Source organism: bacterium, assembly GCA_023145965.1.
Lineage (GTDB): Bacteria > UBP14 > UBA6098 > UBA6098 > UBA6098 > UBA6098.
In genome coordinates this window covers 39,905-59,667 of record JAGLDC010000035.1, presented here as the reverse complement: position 1 = coordinate 59,667, position 19,763 = coordinate 39,905, and the positions used below count along the sequence as shown (strand labels likewise).

Annotated in this window: 14 protein-coding genes; 6 read left to right on the top strand and 8 right to left on the bottom strand. The window is 43.9% G+C overall.

What is annotated here, in order from left to right; all coding sequences use genetic code 11:
• The first annotated feature begins 185 nt into the window (after nt 1–185).
• Genes KAH81_03790 through KAH81_03780 form a run of 3 tightly spaced genes read left to right on the top strand, consistent with a single transcriptional unit; the run spans nt 186 to nt 3,499 of the window.
• Entirely contained in the window at nt 186–977 is a 792-nt protein-coding gene (locus tag KAH81_03790; GenBank protein ID MCK5832774.1) for a beta-ureidopropionase, read from the top strand.
• Nucleotides 964–2,541 (top strand): hypothetical protein, encoded by a 1,578-nt coding sequence (locus KAH81_03785; GenBank protein ID MCK5832773.1) that lies wholly within the window; start codon nt 964–966, stop codon nt 2,539–2,541. The genes KAH81_03790 and KAH81_03785 overlap by 14 nt, the downstream gene beginning before the upstream one ends.
• A complete protein-coding gene (locus tag KAH81_03780; GenBank protein ID MCK5832772.1) occupies nt 2,531–3,499 on the top strand; it encodes an ROK family protein in 969 nt (322 codons plus the stop codon). The genes KAH81_03785 and KAH81_03780 overlap by 11 nt, the downstream gene beginning before the upstream one ends.
• A gap of 265 nt (nt 3,500–3,764) precedes the next feature.
• Here the strand turns inward: KAH81_03780 and KAH81_03775 are convergent, their stop codons facing one another.
• A complete protein-coding gene (locus tag KAH81_03775; GenBank protein MCK5832771.1) occupies nt 3,765–4,151 on the bottom strand; it encodes a hypothetical protein in 387 nt (128 codons plus the stop codon).
• 92 nt (nt 4,152–4,243) lie between these two features.
• Here KAH81_03775 and KAH81_03770 point away from each other — a divergent pair, with 92 nt between their 5' ends.
• The 3 genes from KAH81_03770 (at nt 4,244) to KAH81_03760 (ending at nt 7,393) form a co-directional block, all read left to right on the top strand.
• A complete protein-coding gene (locus KAH81_03770; protein ID MCK5832770.1) occupies nt 4,244–5,593 on the top strand; it encodes an MATE family efflux transporter in 1,350 nt (449 codons plus the stop codon).
• Nucleotides 5,594–5,800: 207 nt separating this feature from the next.
• A complete protein-coding gene (locus KAH81_03765) occupies nt 5,801–7,126 on the top strand; it encodes a replication-associated recombination protein A (GenBank protein ID MCK5832769.1) in 1,326 nt (441 codons plus the stop codon).
• 42 nt (nt 7,127–7,168) lie between these two features.
• Nucleotides 7,169–7,393, top strand: coding sequence for a hypothetical protein (locus KAH81_03760; GenBank protein ID MCK5832768.1), 225 nt, complete (start codon nt 7,169–7,171; stop codon nt 7,391–7,393).
• A 68-nt stretch (nt 7,394–7,461) separates the two neighbouring features.
• Here KAH81_03760 and KAH81_03755 read toward each other — a convergent pair whose 3' ends face one another.
• The 7 genes from KAH81_03755 to pgsC all read right to left on the bottom strand — a co-directional run bounded on the left by KAH81_03755 (nt 7,462) and on the right by pgsC (nt 19,748).
• The gene (locus KAH81_03755; protein ID MCK5832767.1) at nt 7,462–11,118 is read right to left on the bottom strand and encodes a T9SS type A sorting domain-containing protein; all 3,657 of its coding nucleotides are present in this window, start codon (nt 11,116–11,118) and stop codon (nt 7,462–7,464) included.
• A gap of 270 nt (nt 11,119–11,388) precedes the next feature.
• Nucleotides 11,389–13,701 (bottom strand): TonB-dependent receptor, encoded by a 2,313-nt coding sequence (locus KAH81_03750; GenBank protein ID MCK5832766.1) that lies wholly within the window; start codon nt 13,699–13,701, stop codon nt 11,389–11,391.
• 124 nt (nt 13,702–13,825) lie between these two features.
• On the bottom strand, nt 13,826–15,109 hold the full coding sequence (locus KAH81_03745) for a DUF1573 domain-containing protein (protein ID MCK5832765.1): 1,284 nt from the start codon (nt 15,107–15,109) through the stop codon (nt 13,826–13,828).
• Nucleotides 15,106–16,890: a S8 family serine peptidase gene (locus tag KAH81_03740; GenBank protein MCK5832764.1), complete on the bottom strand. Its 1,785-nt coding sequence runs from the start codon at nt 16,888–16,890 to the stop codon at nt 15,106–15,108. The genes KAH81_03745 and KAH81_03740 overlap by 4 nt, the downstream gene beginning before the upstream one ends.
• Nucleotides 16,887–18,131 carry a mechanosensitive ion channel gene (locus KAH81_03735; GenBank protein ID MCK5832763.1) on the bottom strand — a complete coding sequence of 415 codons (1,245 nt, stop codon included), beginning with the start codon at nt 18,129–18,131 and terminating at the stop codon, nt 16,887–16,889. The genes KAH81_03740 and KAH81_03735 overlap by 4 nt, the downstream gene beginning before the upstream one ends.
• 74 nt (nt 18,132–18,205) lie before the next feature.
• Complete coding sequence (gene pgsW / locus KAH81_03730) at nt 18,206–19,306, bottom strand: poly-gamma-glutamate system protein (protein ID MCK5832762.1); 1,101 nt, start codon at nt 19,304–19,306, stop codon at nt 18,206–18,208.
• On the bottom strand, nt 19,281–19,748 hold the full coding sequence (pgsC, locus tag KAH81_03725; GenBank protein MCK5832761.1) for a poly-gamma-glutamate biosynthesis protein PgsC: 468 nt from the start codon (nt 19,746–19,748) through the stop codon (nt 19,281–19,283). Before pgsC ends, pgsW begins: the two co-directional genes overlap by 26 nt.
• Nucleotides 19,749–19,763 lie beyond the last annotated feature (15 nt).

Below are 19,763 nucleotides of genomic sequence, written 5' to 3'. Positions count from 1 at the left end.
TTAGGCGCCTTTTTTATTCAGTGTGGTTTAAATTGCGGCTAAAGCTCTTGATATTCATATGTTTTTATTTATTTTAATTTGACGATTTAAAATAGGATATTATTATATCTATAGAAAACTGGTTTATTAATAGTTGTTTCCCGAGGGATCTATATTCTATTGGACATTAAGGTTTATGGTGAATTATGAGAATCGGTATAGTTCAATTTGCGCCGAAACTACGCGAAGTAGAACGAAATTTAAGGCTTGCGGAAAGGCTTATTCGCGCCAATGACGCAGATTTATTTGTTTTACCAGAGTTGTTTGCAACAGGTTATTTTTTTAAGGATAAGGATGAAATTAGGCCTTTTGCTGAAAAATTCCAAAAAAGCAAAACACTAACTTTTTTAGCGGATATAGCATATGAAAAGGATTGTGCAATTATCGGATGTTTCCCTGAGTTGTCAGGTGAGAAGATATTTAATTCGTCGGCATTTATTTATCCTAGGGGGAAAAAGGTTTTATATAGGAAAGTTCATCTTTTCAATAATGAGAAGCTGATTTTTGAACCGGGGAATTTGCCCTTTCCTCTAGTCGAATACAGAGATACAAAGATAGCTTTCATTATCTGTTTCGACTGGTTTTTCCCTGAAGTTTATCGCAGCCTTGCATTAAAAGGCGCGCAGCTTGTTTGCCATAGTGCGAACCTTGTTTTGCCTCATTGCCAGAAGGCTTCATATGCTCATGCTGTATCTAACAGAATTTTTATTGCTCTTTCTAACAGGACAGGTTCGGATGTTAACGGAGGCGGGAAAGTAGATTTTACTGGGAAAAGTATTATGTATGGTCCGGATGGGTCTGTATTAGGTGAGTTGGGTATGGATGAAGAGGGTGTGCTTGTGATAGAGATAGATCCCTCGAAAGCGCTCGATAAGATGGTAACTCCGTTCAACGATGTTATTTTGGATAGGAGGCCGGAGTTTTATGAGGGTTTATAGTCTGATTTTGTTGATATGTATAGTTTGTGTTGTTTGTTTTACGCAGGAATTACCAATCGATTCGCTTGAGAAGCCCCCGATATCACCCTATATTGAACCACGTGTGAAGGAAATCGATTTTTCGGGTTGGGATATTGCGTGGGTAGGGGGGTATCTTCCAAATGTTATATTTTTTGACCCTGGGAAGGCTAAGCTCGATGAAGCATATAAACCGCTTTTAGCGGAGTTGGCTACTCGAATGGTGCAAAATCCCGATATAGATTGTGTTGTTAGAGGGTTCTATTCCCATGAATTCGATGGTATAGTGTCTCCATTTGCCGGTGAAGAATTGGCTTCTAATAGGGCGAAAGCGGTGAGGGAGGCCTTGCTTTTGGCCGAACCCCAGTTGGTATTGAGTCTAGAAATCCCTGAATCGGGATACGAGTTTACGGAAACATACGGCGATGTCGCTTCGATTTATGATTTAAGAGTAGAATTGATTCCTTCCGTTCCAAATTGGACATCTCGCGTATTAGTGGCTACCGAGACGATGCCCTATTGGCGCAGAGGATTTAGGATTATATCCAAATCTCAGGGAGGGTTTCTAGATAGTATCCTTGCTCGAAACCCAGATTTATTGTTGGTCTTTTCTTCAGGGGAATTGAATGCTTCAGCGGTGGAGAGAGCGGAGCGTATAGATATTGTTGTTTCAAGATTCAAAAAGGATATGAAGAAAAAGGATGCAAGACAAATAATCGCAGTTGATGGAGGGAATTCTGAGCCGGGAGAGATGCGAATTGATTTAAGACCTTCGTTTTTTGCGCCTGAGCCACTCAATGGCAGATATCTGTGGTGTGAGTCGCCATCAAATGATGTAGAGCCTATAAGGCTCGATGTGAGTGTAGATACTTCCTCCGAGGTGCTGGCCTATAGGATAGACAGAGATTTACACCGGAGCCGCATTCCAGTTGATTGGGGAATGCGGCAGCCAAATAAAATGTCGATGATCAAGTTATCTGAGGGCAAGATATTGGTTATTCCACCTCGATGCGATTTCTCGATGCTTTGCTGGGGAAATGGTGGCGAGGTCGAGCGTTCAGAATGGAAATCAGTCAAGATCGATTTAGGGAAAAATTATTCGGAAATGGCTATTTTGCCGATAATCCCTTTTGTTTTCAATAGTGTTAAGCCATGTTGTCATTGGGAAAGCAGCTTTCCTGAGGTAATATCGAGAATACAATATTTATGTAAGCAGGATGGCGAATTGACTATCCGGATAAACGGACATAGCAACGAGCGCGAATTTAATGCGGATTCTCTTGCTATAGCCAGAGCCGATTTCCTATGGTTTAGGTTAAGCTCGGCCCTGATGGCGGTATTCGACATGGAGAATCTTGACGAGTTAGCGAAGTTCTTTGAAAATAAGTCGGTTATTATCGAGATCGAAAGCCAGATTCATTCTAGCGAGAACCAAAAGGATATAACACCTTGGGCGAATGGGGCAATGCTCGATCTTTCAACTGAAAGGCTTATACCATATTCCACAATCGCTATATTAAAATGGGAGTTTCACAGTGGAGAATAAAATTACACTCGGAGTAGATATCGGCGGGACATTTGTAAAGGTAGCTACCGTGGATGGATCGGGCGAGATTCTTGACATGGATATATTCCCGACTCCGCAGAGTCCTCCGGATGTGGCCTTGTCGATAATTATCGATGATATTTGTGAGTTTCTCGAAGACTGTGAGACTAATCTCGAAGATATAGCCGGTGTGGGCGTGGGTTTCCCGGGTGCAGTTACTATCGAAGAGGGTATTATTGAAGCCTCTCCTAATCTTAAAAGCTGGCGCGGGCTTGGAGTTAAGAGCATTTTTGAAGATGTATTTGGCCCTAAGATAATCATCGATAATGATGCCAATGCAGCAGCATATGGCGAATATCTATGGGGTAAGCATAAAGGTGCCGATCCACTTGTTATTTTTACTCTTGGGACAGGAGTGGGTGGTGGAATAATAATCGATGGGCAAATATTCCGTGGTAAATGGGGTGGTGCTGGGGAGATTGGGCACCATGTCATTGAAATGAACGGACGACAATGCACCTGCGGTAATCGGGGTTGTATCGAGGCATATGCAGGGGCAAAAGGAATTGTAACATTGGCCTGGGAATATCTTAAGAAGGATAAAGGCTCTCTCTTATGGGATTTAATGGGTGGGGATTATGGTTCCCTAGACCCTGAAATGATCGGGGATACAGCACGAGAAGGAGATAAAACTGCTCTTAAGGTGACACGCGAGGTTTCACGCGCACTTGGTGTTGCTACAGCTAATATGATAAATATCCTCAACCCGGAGTGTATAATATTCGCCGGAGGTGTAACCGGTTGGGGCAAAGATATTCTCCTAAAAACTATTCGCAATGAAGCGCATTGTAGGGCACTGAAATCGTTGTATAATTCCTGTACTATAGACATCTCAGAAAAAGGCCAAAACTGCGGTGTTATTGGTGCTGCGGCTATGGCATTCAATCATATAAAATAATCATGCGTTAAGAAGATGTATCGACAACCATCGCAGGGGGGCGTCGGGCGTTGCGCCAAAAAGCGCAACGTGGGCGTCCGGCCGGTCGATACTATTTCGAAAAAAATAAGAATTTTGCTCCGGCCGGATGCCGATTTCTAGTTTAGCGGAAAACTGGTTTTCCGCTAAACTAGAAATTCCGACGCCCCCCGGAGTGCAAATAAAAAAGTCTTTAATAAAAAAAGGGCGGTATCTGACCGCCCTCGATATTTTTCCCGATAAGAAGTTATTTCAAATATATAATGCACTTTGATACGGTTTGTCCATTGGTGGTTTGTGCGCGAACAAGATAAACACCGGATGTGATAGATGTCGAGGGTATCCATGTAAATTCGTGGGTTGCGGGGGAGTAGCTACATGTGCTATGGTTTTGGTAGTCAGAGGGAGGGAAGGTATAGGGACTCTCCACTGTGTTTTCGTCTTCGAGCAATCGTAACGCAAGTCTTCCAGAGATGTCAAAAATCTCTACACCTTCAACCCCCGAAATTCCAATATCGTGTGTCGGTTGATTCCCAATTTTAATGTCATCGACTTTAAGTATAAACTCATCCACAGATACATTATGGAAAGCGATATAGATATTCGATCCGGCAAAAGAAGACAGTGAAAGCATAGAATTCTGCCATGTTGCCGGAACCGATGTTTCCCTGATATATAATTATTATTATTGAATTCATAACAAATTATCTTACATTAATAAGCCTTATGAGATCAACAGATAAGCATATATTGGCCGAGAATGATGTCGGAAAACTTCTAATAAAACTCTCTATTCCTTCCACTATTGGCATGTTCGTTATGTCGAGCTTTAATGTGGTAGATACGATCTTTGTTGGTCGTGGAGTTGGAATGCTAGGCATTGCTGGAGTGGCTATATGTTTTCCTGTGCAAATACTAGTTTTAGCAATAGCTCAGCTTTTCGGCATGGGGGGAGCATCGATTATTTCAAGAGCTATCGGCACTGGTGATCTTGCTAAGGTAAATAAAACTTTTGGGAATGTCGTTTTTTCTACCACAATATTATCGTTTATGGTCGCTATTCCAGGCCTTATTTTTATAAATACATTCGCTAAATTCCTCGGAGCAACGCCCGATGTCATGCCCTACGCTATAGATTATTTAAGTATTATACTTCTTGGGACTGTTTTTAGGTGCTTCGCGATTTCGTCGAATAATATCATTCGTTCTGAAGGGCGAGCGAAGATATCTATGACATTGATGATCATCGCCGCTATTCTCAATGTTATTCTCGATCCAATTTTCATTTTTGTGTTAGATATGGGAGTGAAGGGTGCAGCTATCGCCACGGTAATATCTCAATTTGCTGTTGCCATCTATGCGCTGGCATTTTTCAATTCTGAGAAGAGCATTATTCAGTTTAAGAGGATAAAATTAAAGCCAGATTTTAAAATCATTCGCGAAATAGTATCGATAGGTATGGCCTCGCTTGGCCGTAACCTCTCTTCTAGTGCATTGATCATTATAATGAACAATGTCTTTGCTGGTCTCGATTTCCAAATTGGAATTGCTATTTATGGGATTATTAATCGTGTTATATTTCTCTTTTCTACGCCCATAATGGGAGTTTCGCAGGGTTTGCAACCGATTGTAGGTTTTAATTTTGGTGCTAAGCGTTTCGATAAAGTGACCGAGGTTGTGAAAAAAGCTTATATTAGGGCTGTTGTAATAAGCCTATTCACTTTCACTATCGTGATGCTTTTTCCAAATCAGATAATAAATCTCTTTTCAAATGACCCAAATCTTATCGAGAGTGGAGTTCCAGCGTTTAGGAAAGTGGTTCTTCTTTTCCCTATGATTGGCCTTCAGATGATGGGTGGAGCATATTTTCAAGCTATAGGAAAAGCCTTCAAGGCCTTTGTTTTAACCCTTTCTCGACAGGCGATAGTGCTTATTCCTCTTATATTGATTCTTCCAAAGTTTCTTGGCATCGATGGGGTTTTTTGGTCATTTCCTATAGCTGATTTCAGCTCAGCTATTATCACCTACTTTTTCGTGAGTCGTAGCCTTAAAAGCCTGGCTCGCACGAATTCATAAACTTCGATGGGCCGATATAAAGCCGCTACATAAAAAAGAGTTTGTGCTCGTGCTTTTTATGTTTTGTCCGTGGATAGCCGCTCGGAGCCTATATTAATAATAATAGGCGCCGGGAGTTCTCTTGAAGCCTTCAAACCCGAAGCGTCGAAGATAAAATCAAACACCTTTTATTATTGATTTTTGCCTCCAATACATTACTATATATGCATGGATTTATTTGGGAAAGATATTGTCGAATTCAACGATTCGTTCACGCTTGCCGACCGTATGCGTCCGCGAAGTCTCAATGAGGTCTTAGGTCAGGAGAAACTTATTGGCTTGGGAACTCCTCTTAGATATGCTATCGAAAATAAGAAGATATCCAGTATGGTTTTTTGGGGTCCTCCCGGCTGTGGTAAAACTACACTCGCCCGTGTGATCGCGAATGAGACTGGAATGCGTTTTTTGAGCTATTCAGCCGTGCTTTCAGGCATAAAGGAGATTAAAGAGGTTATTAAAGTAGCCGAGAGGAGGCTCGCAAATACAGGCAAGAGAAGTATTCTGTTTGTCGATGAAGTGCATCGCTTTAATAAAGCTCAACAGGATGCTTTTTTACCTTATGTCGAGCGAGGGACAATAATTTTTATCGGCGCGACTACGGAAAACCCTAGCTTTGAAATAATCTCTCCACTTTTATCACGACTCACGGTGTTTATGCTTGAACCGCTGAGGCCGGAAAGCATTGTTAGCCTTTTAAAAAAGGCAATCGAGGATGAAGAGCGAGGTTTAGGCGCTAACGATATTTCTGCCGATAGCGATGTTCTTGAAAAGATAGCGCAACTTTCCGCCGGTGATGCTCGCTTTGCTCTCTCGACTCTCGAGGTTGCTGCGAATACTGCTCCAGACCGGAATATTACAGAAGAGCATGTTGCACAAGTGCTTCAGCGCGGGAGGCTTCTTTATGATAAAAACGGGGAGGAGCATTACAATCTCATTTCCGCACTCCATAAGTCTATTCGGGATTCAGACGCGGATGCAGCCGTTTATTGGCTCGCACGTATGTTAGAAGCTGGTGAGGATAGACTATATATAGCACGAAGAATGATGCGTATGGCTGTGGAGGATGTCGGTCTTGCTGACCCCAACGCTGTGCGCCATGCTGTCGCGGCAAAAGAGTTTTACAATTTTTTGGGTTCGCCCGAGGGGGATATCGCCTTTTTTCAATTAGCTATTTATCTTGCAATCGCGCCTAAATCGAATTCTGTATATATAGCTCAAAAGCGCGCCACAAAGGATATACGCGCTGGCATGACAGGCCCTGTGCCGCTTGTTATTCGCAACGCAACGACCAACCTGATGAAAGAAATTGGCTACGGAAAAGGGTATAAATATGCTCATGATTACGAAAATCATCTTGCAAAAAACGAACATTTCCCCGAGGGCATGGTGCCACCGACATATTATATTCCATCGGATCAGGGCCTCGAAGAGCGAATTAATAAAAGGCTTAAGGAAATAGAAAAGGTTATGGGTAGTGATAAAGAGCCCAAATAAGAAAAAACCCAATAGATAAATAATTATAAACAAAGCGAGATTATGGGAAAAAAGAAGAAAAAGGCATGGGGACACGATCCAGTTTATTTAGTGATACTTGCAATAGGGATAGGCCTTGGCTTTTCCATTGGAATGGCCACCGATTCGGTTGTGTGGGGCTTGAGTATAGGGGCGGTTGTTGGAGTGATTGGATGTGTGGCATATTTTTTTATTAAGAAGGCATTACAACCGAAAAAAACTAAACCCAGAAGTAAATATCGACTTTAATTCGTTTCCCGTATTATAAAAAAAGCCCCAACCATTTGGCCGGGGCTTTTTTTATTCTGCAATTCGTTTTATTTGAGTAAAACGACTTTCTGAACAACTTCGCCACCATCCCAGTTGACGCGAACAAAATACACGCCACTGGGTTCGGATTTGCTATGCCAATTGAAGCTATGTGTTCCTGCGGTGAGTTTCTCGTCAGCGATGCGGTCGATGCGTTTTCCGAGCATGTCGTAAAGACCGACAGTTACATCACTCTGCTGAGGAACATCCACAGTGACCATAAACGCCGCATTGGCGGGGTTCGGTTTGACCATAACACCGTAAACCTCTGGAAGTGATCCTGCTTTGTTGAACACTGCGAAATCACCCTTACTCAAGAATAACTGCATACCATTTTCGAGGACGGTTTTTTTGCCGTGTATTGTAACAGCAATACGCGGATTATCTGTGCCATTCCAGAGAAGCCAACCCGATTCATCTGAGTGGAAGGTCCAAGTCTCAGCATCGGGTGAGATAAGACTCCACATCTTGAAACCATCCATCATCAATGCGCCAGGGATAACGGTTTCACCATCGGGTGTTATCGGTGGAATACCGAGGCTATTCTCGGATGAGCCCTGGCCGATAGTATATATTTTCTCATCAAACTCGAAATTAGCACTCCAATCGGGATTGTTTGCTTTGAAGGACCTGGCACCCGGAACTTGGAAGGTTCCCGGTGAGGTAACAAGAATCCAGTAGCCCATGCCTGCTTCGATAAACGAGGAGGTCTCATACATACCAGTTGTCGTATTATAGAATTGGGGCAATCCGGAAATGGCTGGCGTGCTTGTGTATGTGGCACTGGAGACATTTGCGCAACCAACCAGGTTCCAACCGGTGTTCAAAGGAACTTCATAGCTGGCAACCGGAATTCCGCCCATGTTATATGTGCCCTCTTCCATGGAATAAACCCAATAACCATGACCGGCTTCGGCTCTATTGGTTGAGAAATAGGCAAGGTCAAAGGGGTTATATCCGTAAAGATGATACAAACCGCCCGGGATAATATTCGGGACAACATCGACAGTGGGGATGCACGGGAAGCCTACAAGATTCCATCCAACATCAATGCTGATCTCGTTGATAATCGGTTCGGGACGGTCATAGACAATAGTGATAGTCTCGTTGGCTGCATAATGATAGGTATCGTGAAGGTGCATCTCGATCATGCCATTAAGCGTGAGTTCTCCTTCTGGGAGGCCGGCGGTTGACCAAGTGAGGATGCCAGCTTCACCAACAGTTGCTATCTTCCATTCTACAGGAAGTGGCGCAGGAGCTCTGAGGTCTCGCTCGAGTTTGGTAACCAGAGGATAAACAGAGTCCGAAATCGGGAAATAAGAATTTGTTCTATTGGCAGGTGGTGGGTAGAAAGGAATATCGATACCAAGATCATAGCTTGCACTAGCTGCGTTTTGCATACCAAAAGTGAGAATAGTATTCAATGGCCTTGTATCAGAATCGAAGGTTAGATCATGAACCCAAGTTTCTGGTGACCAACCAACGAGCACCCAACCGTTATCAATAATCCTGTAACCGATATATCCGCTGTCGAGGACAATGCCATCTTCTGTGTAAATAAGCGGTGTGAATGAAGCGCTTGGAGCCTCAGGTTTAACAATGGCAGAAAGGAATATAAGTGTGTCAACATCGGCTAGCGCTCCAGTGCCGCTACCCCAAACTGTTGCCACACCGGCGGCGGTGTCCACGCTGGTAATCCAGGAGGTCGGTAAGGCGCTGCCAGTTCTATCTGTGCCGGTGAAAATAAGTATATCGGGATTATACTCAAAGGAAACCGAGAAATCGTGGAGAACAAATCTATTGGGATTGTAAGCGATTATTGGCACCAAGAATGTATCGTTCGGTTCAACGATCATTTCTGGTAAATCGAAGTCTAGATAATCGATAATGAAGCTCCAACAGATTGAGCTAACATTCGGATCGCAAAGATCCGGTGAATCCTGAGCACCAACGCAAATCTCGATGGTATCACCCGGAGGGAACATCGATGTAATCGAACCCGCAACCTCGAGGCTGATCATCATGCCATCGAAGGTGAGGTGTGAGTCAGTTGTGGGAACCTCTGTATCATTGACAGATAACCACCAGCCTTCGCCCGGATCCACACCGGAAAGATCATCGGTGACATTGATCCTAACATAGGCTGGAGGTCCGCCGATGAGAGCACCATCGACAGGATAAGGAGTGTCATAGACCGGAGGCAACAGATCGACAACGAAATTGCCGGAAGGTCTGCTATGGAGCCCAAGGCCAGAAACATCGTTTAGTTGATAAAGCTCGTGTAGGGTGGTGTCGCCGTGCTCGAAGAACAAAAGTGACTCGGCTGGTGCCCACACAAAACCAGTATCTGAAAGCATGGTCATGCCATCGCCGTTCCAGGGAATCATTATCCATCCAGAACCGGAGTTAACTTTAAATATAAACGAAGTAGTGTCAAGATAGCACTTCGTGGACATCGAATAGCGGACGAGCTGGTCAGGACAGGAAGTAATTGCTAGGTTGGGAGGGAATTCCTTCTCTGCATTGGTTCCATCGCACCCGCAATCCGCTCCGAAGAAAACACATCCTCCGGTAACAAAGTCAGATATTGGAGCGACGCCATCGGTAGCATGAAAAACAGTAAGGAAGCAGAACTCTTCAGAACTGTCCATCGGACAGGTAACAGGATCGAATGGCTCGAGTCTCCAATTGAAAATCACAGTGTCACCAGGAGCGATAGCAGGGTTGACCGCCGGAGCGGTGATAACCTCGAAGCAGTCGCTCGCAATAAGCTCGCCTGTAACATCATAAATAGTGTCTGTTCCCGAGTTGATAACCGCAACACCGATACTCTGATAGTCGCGAATGAAGGTGATAACATCAGAGAAAATAGTAGTCCACGGTGTAGTAGTAAGATTATACCATTGTCCACCTGTTGTGTCAGCCGATAGTTGATACCAATCAGAGTGATACGGAGAGGCTGGAACACAAGAACTCCAGTATGGCGGTATCTTTGTGATGTTAAATAAAATGAAACCACCATCGATAAGCTCATCGAGAATGTCGTCCTTGTTCTCATTGGAGCGGCAGTCAAAACAAGAATTGCCAAGCTCGCAGAAAACAGCATCGGTGAAACCTATGATAATCTTCATCGAAAGAAGCCGCCAGTCGTAGTGACGCATCACTGCAGCAAGAGCATCGAGGTATTCTTCCGGTGTATCGCCACCGCCAGAAGCACCACAGGTCGCAAGTCTAGTCTGAAAAGTGGATATGTTATTCGTCATCTCATAATCAGGATGTGGAGTGCTCGCATTGAAATCCCACATGCCACGAGTGCTGTCAGCATAAGGACATCCACCATAACGCGCATCATAACCCGCAGTGTCTAAACCCGTAGCAAATGAGCCTATGGTCGCTTTGACCGCAGTGAGTGTTCCAGACATCGAACCGGAAGAGTCGATAACAAAACCAACATCGACACCACCAGTATCGAAATGACAACTGATGAAGAAATTAAAGTCTTCGGAAGCATAAGCGCCGGTCTCAAAAGTGTTTTGACCAGCATATGTTCTTCCTTGACAAACAAAATTCATATTCCCAGCCGAAAGCGGCGACCGAGAATTGGCAACCGACACCCCAATAATACACAACAATAGAGACAATCCAATAAACAAATTCCGTCTCATATCTCCTCCTTAAATGGTTTTAATAGCATAACTAAACAATTCTCCAAAAATCAAGATAGATACTATCCCAATCGAAGAACTCTAATCAAATATAAATTAAAGGCCTTTAACAAAAAAGTCAACGCCAATCTATAAGTATTTAATAAAAAATTGCAATTTATAACAACCTAAAATATTAAAAGAATGATCTCCTCTAAAAAAAATAGCAACGACAGCGCTGGTGTATAACGCGAAAAGATCGTCTTGCCAAGGTCAATATGTGAAGGCAGGTTAAAATTCTGCCCTGATACCAAAGGTTGGCAAGAAAGGTAGCATACAGCTATCGTCTGCTTCAATCTTGTCATACATAGGCTCATCCCACTCCCGAAAAAGAACATTGCTCCTATTGTAGATATTTAATATCTGGAAATACGGGATAAGCTTCCAGTTGCCGGTATAGGCTACCCAGTTTAAACTCAAATCCAGTCTATGATAATCCGGTAATCTTCCATTATGGTAAGCATTATCATCCCAAATCGGCCAATAATATTTGTAACCGCCCAACACCTCCTCTTCAAAATCGATAGGTTCAGTAGAAGGCTGTCCAGTTCCATAATTAAAGGACGCAGCCAGTGTGACACGATCCGATGGTTTATAAGCAGTATACAACTTGAAACTGTGGCGTCGGTCGTATTTTGGCGGATAGAACTCACCGCCATTTTTTCCAGGCATCTTACGCATGGTAAATCCAAGGGCATAACCCGCCCAACCAGCGAATTGCCCTATTTTGCCCTCTATAGAAATATCAAATCCCGAAGCCCATCCTGTGCCGATATGGAAACGAGCATCGATGTCACCATCGCTGTTAAAAATAACCTCGTCGCGCGATTCTATGAGTCTGTTCATGTGCTTGAAATATGCATTCATCGATATATGAACCGGAAGATAATCTGTTTCCATCCCCAAAACGAAATGATCTGAAACCGCTGGTTTAAGATCATCATTGCAGGGCACCCAACTATCGAATGTAGCTATGCCGATTTCCTCCAGCGGATTAATAAGGTGAATATATTGGTAATAATGGCCGTAAGCTGCTCTTAGCGTAGTTTTATCATCTAAAAGCCTTTGCCCCGAAAGCCTTGGCCCAATTGTAAAATAACCACCGTTTGTAGCATATTCTAAACGAAAACCACCTTGAACTTTCCATTGTATATTCGGGCTATATTCATCTTGAATATAGCCTGCGAGCAATGAAGCTCCAGTGTAATCGTTCATCTCGAATGTGCTGGTAGCTATGCCCTCGTCGTCGAATTCGCGCACATTAAAATAGTTTTTCACCTCGCGCCATTTAACCATACCACCGAAGTTTAAAAAATGCTCTTCATTATAAGCATAGGACATATCGCCTTTAAGTGTTAGGTCCCCAATTCGGTCGTTCAATTCCATATCATCGGCATCGGAATCGAGTTTAGTTCTAAACTTGCTTCCTGCTAAAACCATGTGGCTGAATAGCTTTTCACTGAATATGTGTGTCCACTGTGTGCTCAATGTCAAATTGCCCCAACGATACTCGAAATCGTCATTTTCATTTTCGCTATAGATCATGGAATCGCTAGATTGAGCTTCATCCTCATCATCCTCGATAGCAAAAACATCATCGCCACAATAAAAGCTAAAAGAGAGTTTATCTCTATTGCCGAGATCACGATTGAACCTTCCCTGAAGGTCGTAGAAATAATATGGCAAGTTTTCATCCATAATGTCGTTGCGCTCGAGAAGGGCTGTAGCAGCATCGATCCAAGTCCTTCGCCCAGCGATAACATAACTTCCGTTTTTTATAGGACCTTCAAGGAATACCTTGCCGGATAAAAGCGATAATTCCGCGTTTCCGTGGAATTCTTTTCGGTTACCATCCTTGTTGGTTACCTCTAAAACAGAACCTAATCTCCCGCCCCATTTAGCAGGATAACCACCTTTGACGAGGTTGGCCTCGCGCACAGCATCGACAATAAATGTGCTGAAAAAGCCCATAAGGTGAGTCGGATTATAAACCTCTATGTTATCAAGAAGTATTAGATTGTCACTCGGCGTCCCACCCCATATATAAAGCCCACTTGAGAAATCCGAGATGGAAGTTATACCGGGTAACATCTGAAGTGTGCGGAAAAGATCAGGTTCGGCAAGAACCGGTGCATGACGAATAAGATCGCTTTTGATCAGCATATGTCCAATATAAGGATCTTTCATCCCACCAACCCTCTGTGCTTGGACAACAATCTCCTTACCCTTAATAGCTTGCAACATTAGCTCAAAATCATTACGTAAAGGTTTGCCTTCACAAATTATTTGGATTTTTTGAGGTGCATAACCAATCGCCGAAATTATAAGGTTGTGTGGCCCACCCGATGGCACCGAGGTTATAGTATAATAACCATATATATTTGCTGCCGCGCCAAAAGGTTCCCCTTCAATATATACATTCGCCCCTGCAATAGCCTCACCCGAAGCCGCCGAACGCACGAAACCCGAAAGAATGCATTTGTCCGCCCCGAAAAGCAAAGTCGTTAATGCAAGAATAGAAAAAACAGCTTTCCTAATACCCATTCAACTCCAATGATAATACTTTAGCACATTTTATCATCCCATTAGACCGGGGATTTTCCATTCTATGATGCTCAAATGATATATTCTAAAAGCTGGCTTAAACCCGTGTTTAATATAGATCATTTTACTGCTTATCGGCAAGCATGCCTATAAGCAGTTTCTCAAATTTGGCATAAGTTCTGGAATTTGCGCCCATGAAATACTCGACAACAATGCCCTCGGGCGAAATAATGACCGTTTGCGGCGTAGCACCACCATAATAGGGGTCGAGTTGTTTCTCGTTTTCCTCGGTCGGAAGTATAACTGGATAATTAAGTTCTTTGCCCTTGATAAAATTCTTCACGGAGTCGATTTCGCCGACATCCACCGAGACGCCAAGTGCCGCGATATCTGAATGCTCCTGGATAAGCCCTTTAAGCCATTCCATCTCCTCTTCGCAGTGATCGCAATCTGAGGAGAAAAACTGAATGATAAGCGGGCTTCCTTTAAAATTATCTATTCCTATGGTTTTTCCTGAAATAATATTTTCAGCGGCCAGCGGTGGAGCTGGTTTGCCAATCATTGCGGCACGCTGCTCCGCCCATTTCCTCTGAAGGTCTGCAATAAACGCCTGTTTTTCCAATTCACCAAGATTTGACAGTATGTAAGCGATAGTATCCGAGGTTGCTTTGAAGGCGTTTTCCATCTCGATACCGGTAATTCGTTTACCAATAGGCAGACGGAATGTGCCATCGACAAGCATAATGCTGAGGTCTAGGCCCTCGCCGGTTACTGAAGGCCTTGCATCACCGAGAACAACAAAGCGTATGCCCAATAGATTCGACCATTTGCGTGCGACGTCGTTGAGCGGTTCCTTTTCGAAAGCTGGATCGTCACGGAATTTATTGGTCATTTCATTAGGGTTTTTGGCGGTGTAACCCGGCGGAACATGTTCGATAAGGTATTGAAATATATCAAGCGAAAACTTCTGCCCATCGGCAAGACCACTAACCTGAAACGGGAATATGACTATCGAGCTATCCTCGCGAGTAAGCTTGACTTCGAGAACAGTCGATTTGATGCCAAGTTTCATGTTTTTCGGGTCTGAGTTGGTCCTGAGCATAAGGTAACTTTCATCCGGGCCTGCGCTATCCGGCGCAGTGTAAACCACCTTCAGGCTGTCGCTTGACTGTGGCTGTATTGTCTCGGGTGCCTGCTCGACAACAATGCAGTCGCAAAGCGAACGAATATTTTCTATGACAAGCTCTTTGTCGCCTTCGTTAGATAGTTTAAACCAGACGGTCTTCCGCTCTCGAGGCGCAAGTTGGCCAGCTGTATAAATCGGTTCTTCTACAGATAATTTAGGTTCACCGCTACAAGATAATGCAAGTGCGCCAGCTATTATAATAAATGGTCTTCTAAATTTCATTCTGCCAACCTGACTGAACCTCCAACGGTTACAAGAAGGAATCCGCCATGCCCCGGTGGAAATTGCTTTGTTTGTTTATATTGATCTGTGTCTTTGCTAAATAGATAGAAATCATTGTGAATACTCGCTGTTGAACGACTTGCGATAGTCCCCAACGAGTTAGTGCTAGCCACAGCGCCAATTGCGTGCCAGCCAGACGAGAGTTCGAGATCGATAGAGTTAAGGGGGGTATCGCCGTTTATAATAAGAAGCGTGTCGCAATCATAAAGCACAAAATACCCCTTACCCGGTTCGATAACTGTAGCCTCGATATAAGCGGCGGAATCGGGTTCCCAAAGCCATATATCACCGATGTGTCCAGGGAAAGCAGCATCACAGGTGATGGTGTCCGCTAATGGAATACTAACGAGATTCCATCCTGTATAAATCGGTATTGCGGCTTCACCGCCAACAGGATAGCTTAAAGCGGCCATGATATCAGGAATGCCCCAACCTATCTCGTTATTCGGTGTTTCATTGTTCGATGCAGTGGATATAAGGGCTGTCCTAATATCCATCGGCGCGAGTTCCGGGCGCGCTTCCAACATGAGAGCAGTGAGTCCGGCTACTAAAGGTGTGGAGGCACTGGTGCCGGAGCTTGTTCTGAAATCCGATATGCCACTGCTACTTGCGGCTTTAACTCCGATTCCCAGAGCCGATAACTCGGGTTTGATTCGACCATCGGCTGTCGGCCCTTGGCCTGAAAAACTTAAGCGATTTCCATACATATCAACTGCTCCAACGGTAATAACCGAATCAGCATCGCCCGGAACAGTAACACTAGTCGCGCCAGCACTCCCATGGTTACCTGAACATATCACGCAGCAAATACCGTGCTCGGCAAGAATATCGGCGACTATGCTGATTGGTGCAATATCGCCAGTCATGGAATCGGGTGTGTACCAGTCAGAATACCCGAGGCTCACTGAGATAACATCCGCGCCGGCGCTATCCGCCCATTCTCCAGCTGCAATCCAATAATCCTCCTCGACAGGCGATTCCATTGTATAGTGTTCTGTTCTCGCGAGGAGAACAGACACACCATAAGCTGTGCCGATTAGATCGCCGGGGTAGTAGCCTCCTATAACCGACCATGTCATGGTTCCATGGGATTCTGAGGGACTTGGGTCGCCCGGTTCGAAGCTTACTATACTATCATCATCAATAAAATCGTATGCCCCAAGCACCTCAGAAGAGTCCAAAGCAAGGTGATCGAGTTTGAATCCCGTATCGGTGATGCACACAAGAACTCCATCTCCTGTTAGCCCCAAAGAGTGTGCTCTGTCGGCGCCAATCATACGGTTTTGTGTCCAACTGGTGCCATAATCACCGTAGGATGGGACAGACTCATGGAGATCGAAAGGCCTATCCCTACGAAAGCTTGCCACCGGTTTGGTATGCTCCACAAATGGTAATTCAATAATCATGGAAAGTGCAGTTTCGTCGGCCTCGACACTAACCGCATTCAGAAATTTCGATATTACTCGGATTTTAGCCCCTGAATTTTCTATTCGTTCGATATATTTTGGAAAAACCGGAATGTCCTCATAATCTAAAGGATTTCCTCTGAGTGCTCTTCGGTGAAGACTTCGTTGAGATACTCGATTTTCCACCGATGATATTGCTTCCTTTTCAGCGCGACCTCCGCGCTGAAAACCCTTATCCTCAAAGAAAACCCAATTTGGCGCTCCAAATGCTACCGCAATAGACAAAAGGCAGAGTGACATTACGATTGTTTTCATTTATCGGAATCCCCGGGTGTTTTATTATCAGATAGTTCGACCTTATCGTTTCGAAAGCGTATCGTTTTTTCAGCAAGGAGACTGTGGTTCATTAGTATCGCTGTTTTATTTTCATCGATCTCGATTGTGGTCCAGAGTAAACCGATAGATTTAACTTGGCCAATTATACCATCGACTTCCACTCTATCCTCGGTTTTGATCTGTCGGGTTAGGAGTATCGATAAGCCTGCGATAGCACTCGTAATGAAGGGCATTGCGGCTATGGAAGTTACTATTAAAAGTGCCACAAAAAGAACAAGCGCGAAATAATTCCCCGGCCCAGGAATTGCTGCTAATAGCAGTAAAAGGAAGATAAATACAATAATTATCTTGGTTAAGCGACGAAGAGGTTCTAAAGCTGCCTGAGGTATCTTTATTGTTGTGGGAGAAGTGGCATAGTGTCTGAATGTCATGTCCGACAAACCCCATAGAACTCGGGCGATTAGATAGAACACCAGACTGAATACGATAAATTTTAGGACATCGGCCATTAGATTGCCGATATTCCTCAGCCAATGTAGGCTTGTTTCAAGTATCGCCTCGGTATAGATCTTGGTAGCTGGAAACAGATTGAAGAAAACCAATATCATTACATAGAAGATTAAAGTGAGCAATGCCCATTTGAAAAATACCAATAGCTTAAGTACAATATTGACCTGTAGTTTGGCTGGAATAACCTCTACATTACGGAAGCTAATTCCTTTAAAGAATGTTCCTTCTTTCTTGATTGCGCTTTTACAAAGTGATGAATAGAGCTTTTGAACTAAAATATATATTACTATGACGAGAAATGGGAAAAGCACTCCGAGAGCAAATTTGGCGAGGTTACCAGCCGAGATGGATCTCTTCCTCTCGGTTTCGATGCCCTCGATTGTTGCTTTGCGCCAGCGTTCGGCGAGTTCCATCTGAGTGAGCCCGGTTCCGGTCGTATCAGCGGGATGAACAGTGAATAATCTAGTTCGTTTAAAATTGACAGTAACAAGGCTGCCATTATTTGCAATAAGAATAGAATCAGTCGAGGAATTGGGGTTTTCCATCACCATTTCGATGGCGCGAGTGGCCAGGTTTGCTCGCTTAATCGAAGAAAAACCTCCTCCGGCCTGCTCGATAGAGAATAAGTCAATTTGACCCACGTGCACATAACTTCCCGAACAGAAAGCTATCGATGCAAATAAAACAGAAAGAATAATAATTTTTTTCATAGTTGCTTTAACCTTATTTAAAGGAAAAGTATATTCGATACCCTAAAATGTCAAACAAAACTCGGACAGAGTGTTTATCTCTTCCTTCTGAAAATTATACCTTTCAGATCCACTCTAACAATAACAAAAACCAATGACAAATAAAATACTAAGCCAACTATCACAAGCCATAATCTATATTTTAGTTCGGAATAAACATCTCCATGAGGAATATCCGGTAAAGGTTCTGGTGCAATCGGCAGGCCGTATCGAGCGGCTATATTGTTAATATCCGAAAGGACTATCATCGGTATTCCCTTTTCTCCGAATTTAATCATCGCGCCTTTTCGAGAGTAATTGCCCACCGGGACACGCATATTGATCCCAGAGCGCAGCGCAACGAGGTTTTGGCCACTCCCGATAGAGCCTAAACCACCACCGACATTTACATAAGCCGAATATCTTTTTTCTTGAGGCAAGGCCTCTTCATAGATTTGCACCCGTTTATCTATCGACTCGTCCAGCGTCGCCGCGTTTATGAAGGGAATCGAGTTTCGCTCGATTATTTCGCGGAGAATTCTTCTTCCTTCAGGAGAGACATTACCGCCAATGTCGCCTCTTCCACCCAAAGATGCGGCTATGCTTTTATACTTGAATACCCCTTTATCAAAAAGAGTATTTTCCATATCGAGCCATGCGAAATTTGGGTTGTTCGCGCCCCACATAGAGGCTCCAACACTGGAAACAATAACTGGAATCGCACCGATAGTTTGCACCGCAGTGATGACAGCGATATTTAATGCGGGCATCGAGCCAGTGTATGCCACGGCGACGTAATCTCCGGCGTCAACACCAACTTCGCGTAACATATCGACAACTACCGCGCCCCAGTTGGGATTTGTTGTGGTTAATTTAGATGTTAAATTTCCTCTATCGGTGGTAATTAATGTGAACTGCTCACCGATAAGGCCGGTTCCGTTCCTATCGACCACCGAGTCAATTACCACACAATCACCGCCGGTATTGTTGATCGTTAAAAAAGCTATTTGAGTGAGATTAGAGGCTTCGACTTTCTCTTCAAAATATGGTTTCTTCACACGTACCTTGGAAAGCTCGACAATAGCCATGATTGCTATACCTATGAGTGCAAGGAAAACTAAAGCGCCTAGATTAACTCGTCGGGAGTGCCACTTCAAGAAGCTCACCTCCTCTAAAAATAATAAGCATTAGCCGGACGACAATACTGGCAATTACCATAGTGCTGAGTGTATCGATAACTCCCTGCTTATCCATCCAGTAGGCTAAAAGGCCGGGAATTATAAAACCGATGGGGTCGAAAGAATTAAGAAACAATCCGTATTCGCCTTGTAAAAGAACCCTGAAAAGCCAAGCATAAACAAATGCAATAAGCACAGTTAGAACCAGTTTGCGTCTTCCATAAATAAGTGTGTATTGGCTTATTACTTTTATCGAACCGAACGCGGCTATGGCAATAATTACCGTTCCCACCACTTTAAGTGGTTCGCTCCAGAAAAGAGCGATATAGCCCGGGACTACAAGCCCACCAGCGGCAAGTCCAAACCATTCGGCGAAGCCGAGCGATAATACCAATCCAAGACCTACAGACAACCAGAGCATAATAAACTCCGAAAA

Excerpts from the sequence above, each read along its gene's own strand:
- KAH81_03770 (MCK5832770.1), top strand. The coding sequence starts at position 4,244 with ATGAGATCAACAGATAAGCATATATTGGCCGAGAATGATGTCGGAAAA.
- KAH81_03760 (MCK5832768.1), top strand. The coding sequence starts at position 7,169 with ATGGGAAAAAAGAAGAAAAAGGCATGGGGACACGATCCAGTTTATTTA.
- KAH81_03735 (MCK5832763.1), bottom strand. The coding sequence starts at position 18,131 with ATGAAAAAAATTATTATTCTTTCTGTTTTATTTGCATCGATAGCTTTC.
- KAH81_03775 (MCK5832771.1), bottom strand. The coding sequence starts at position 4,151 with ATGCTTTCACTGTCTTCTTTTGCCGGATCGAATATCTATATCGCTTTC.
- KAH81_03785 (MCK5832773.1), top strand. The coding sequence starts at position 964 with ATGAGGGTTTATAGTCTGATTTTGTTGATATGTATAGTTTGTGTTGTT.
- KAH81_03745 (MCK5832765.1), bottom strand. The coding sequence starts at position 15,109 with ATGAAATTTAGAAGACCATTTATTATAATAGCTGGCGCACTTGCATTA.
- KAH81_03755 (MCK5832767.1), bottom strand. The coding sequence starts at position 11,118 with ATGAGACGGAATTTGTTTATTGGATTGTCTCTATTGTTGTGTATTATT.
- KAH81_03740 (MCK5832764.1), bottom strand. The coding sequence starts at position 16,890 with ATGAAAACAATCGTAATGTCACTCTGCCTTTTGTCTATTGCGGTAGCA.
- KAH81_03765 (MCK5832769.1), top strand. The coding sequence starts at position 5,801 with ATGGATTTATTTGGGAAAGATATTGTCGAATTCAACGATTCGTTCACG.
- KAH81_03750 (MCK5832766.1), bottom strand. The coding sequence starts at position 13,701 with ATGGGTATTAGGAAAGCTGTTTTTTCTATTCTTGCATTAACGACTTTG.
- KAH81_03790 (MCK5832774.1), top strand. The coding sequence starts at position 186 with ATGAGAATCGGTATAGTTCAATTTGCGCCGAAACTACGCGAAGTAGAA.
- pgsC (MCK5832761.1), bottom strand. The coding sequence starts at position 19,748 with ATGCTCTGGTTGTCTGTAGGTCTTGGATTGGTATTATCGCTCGGCTTC.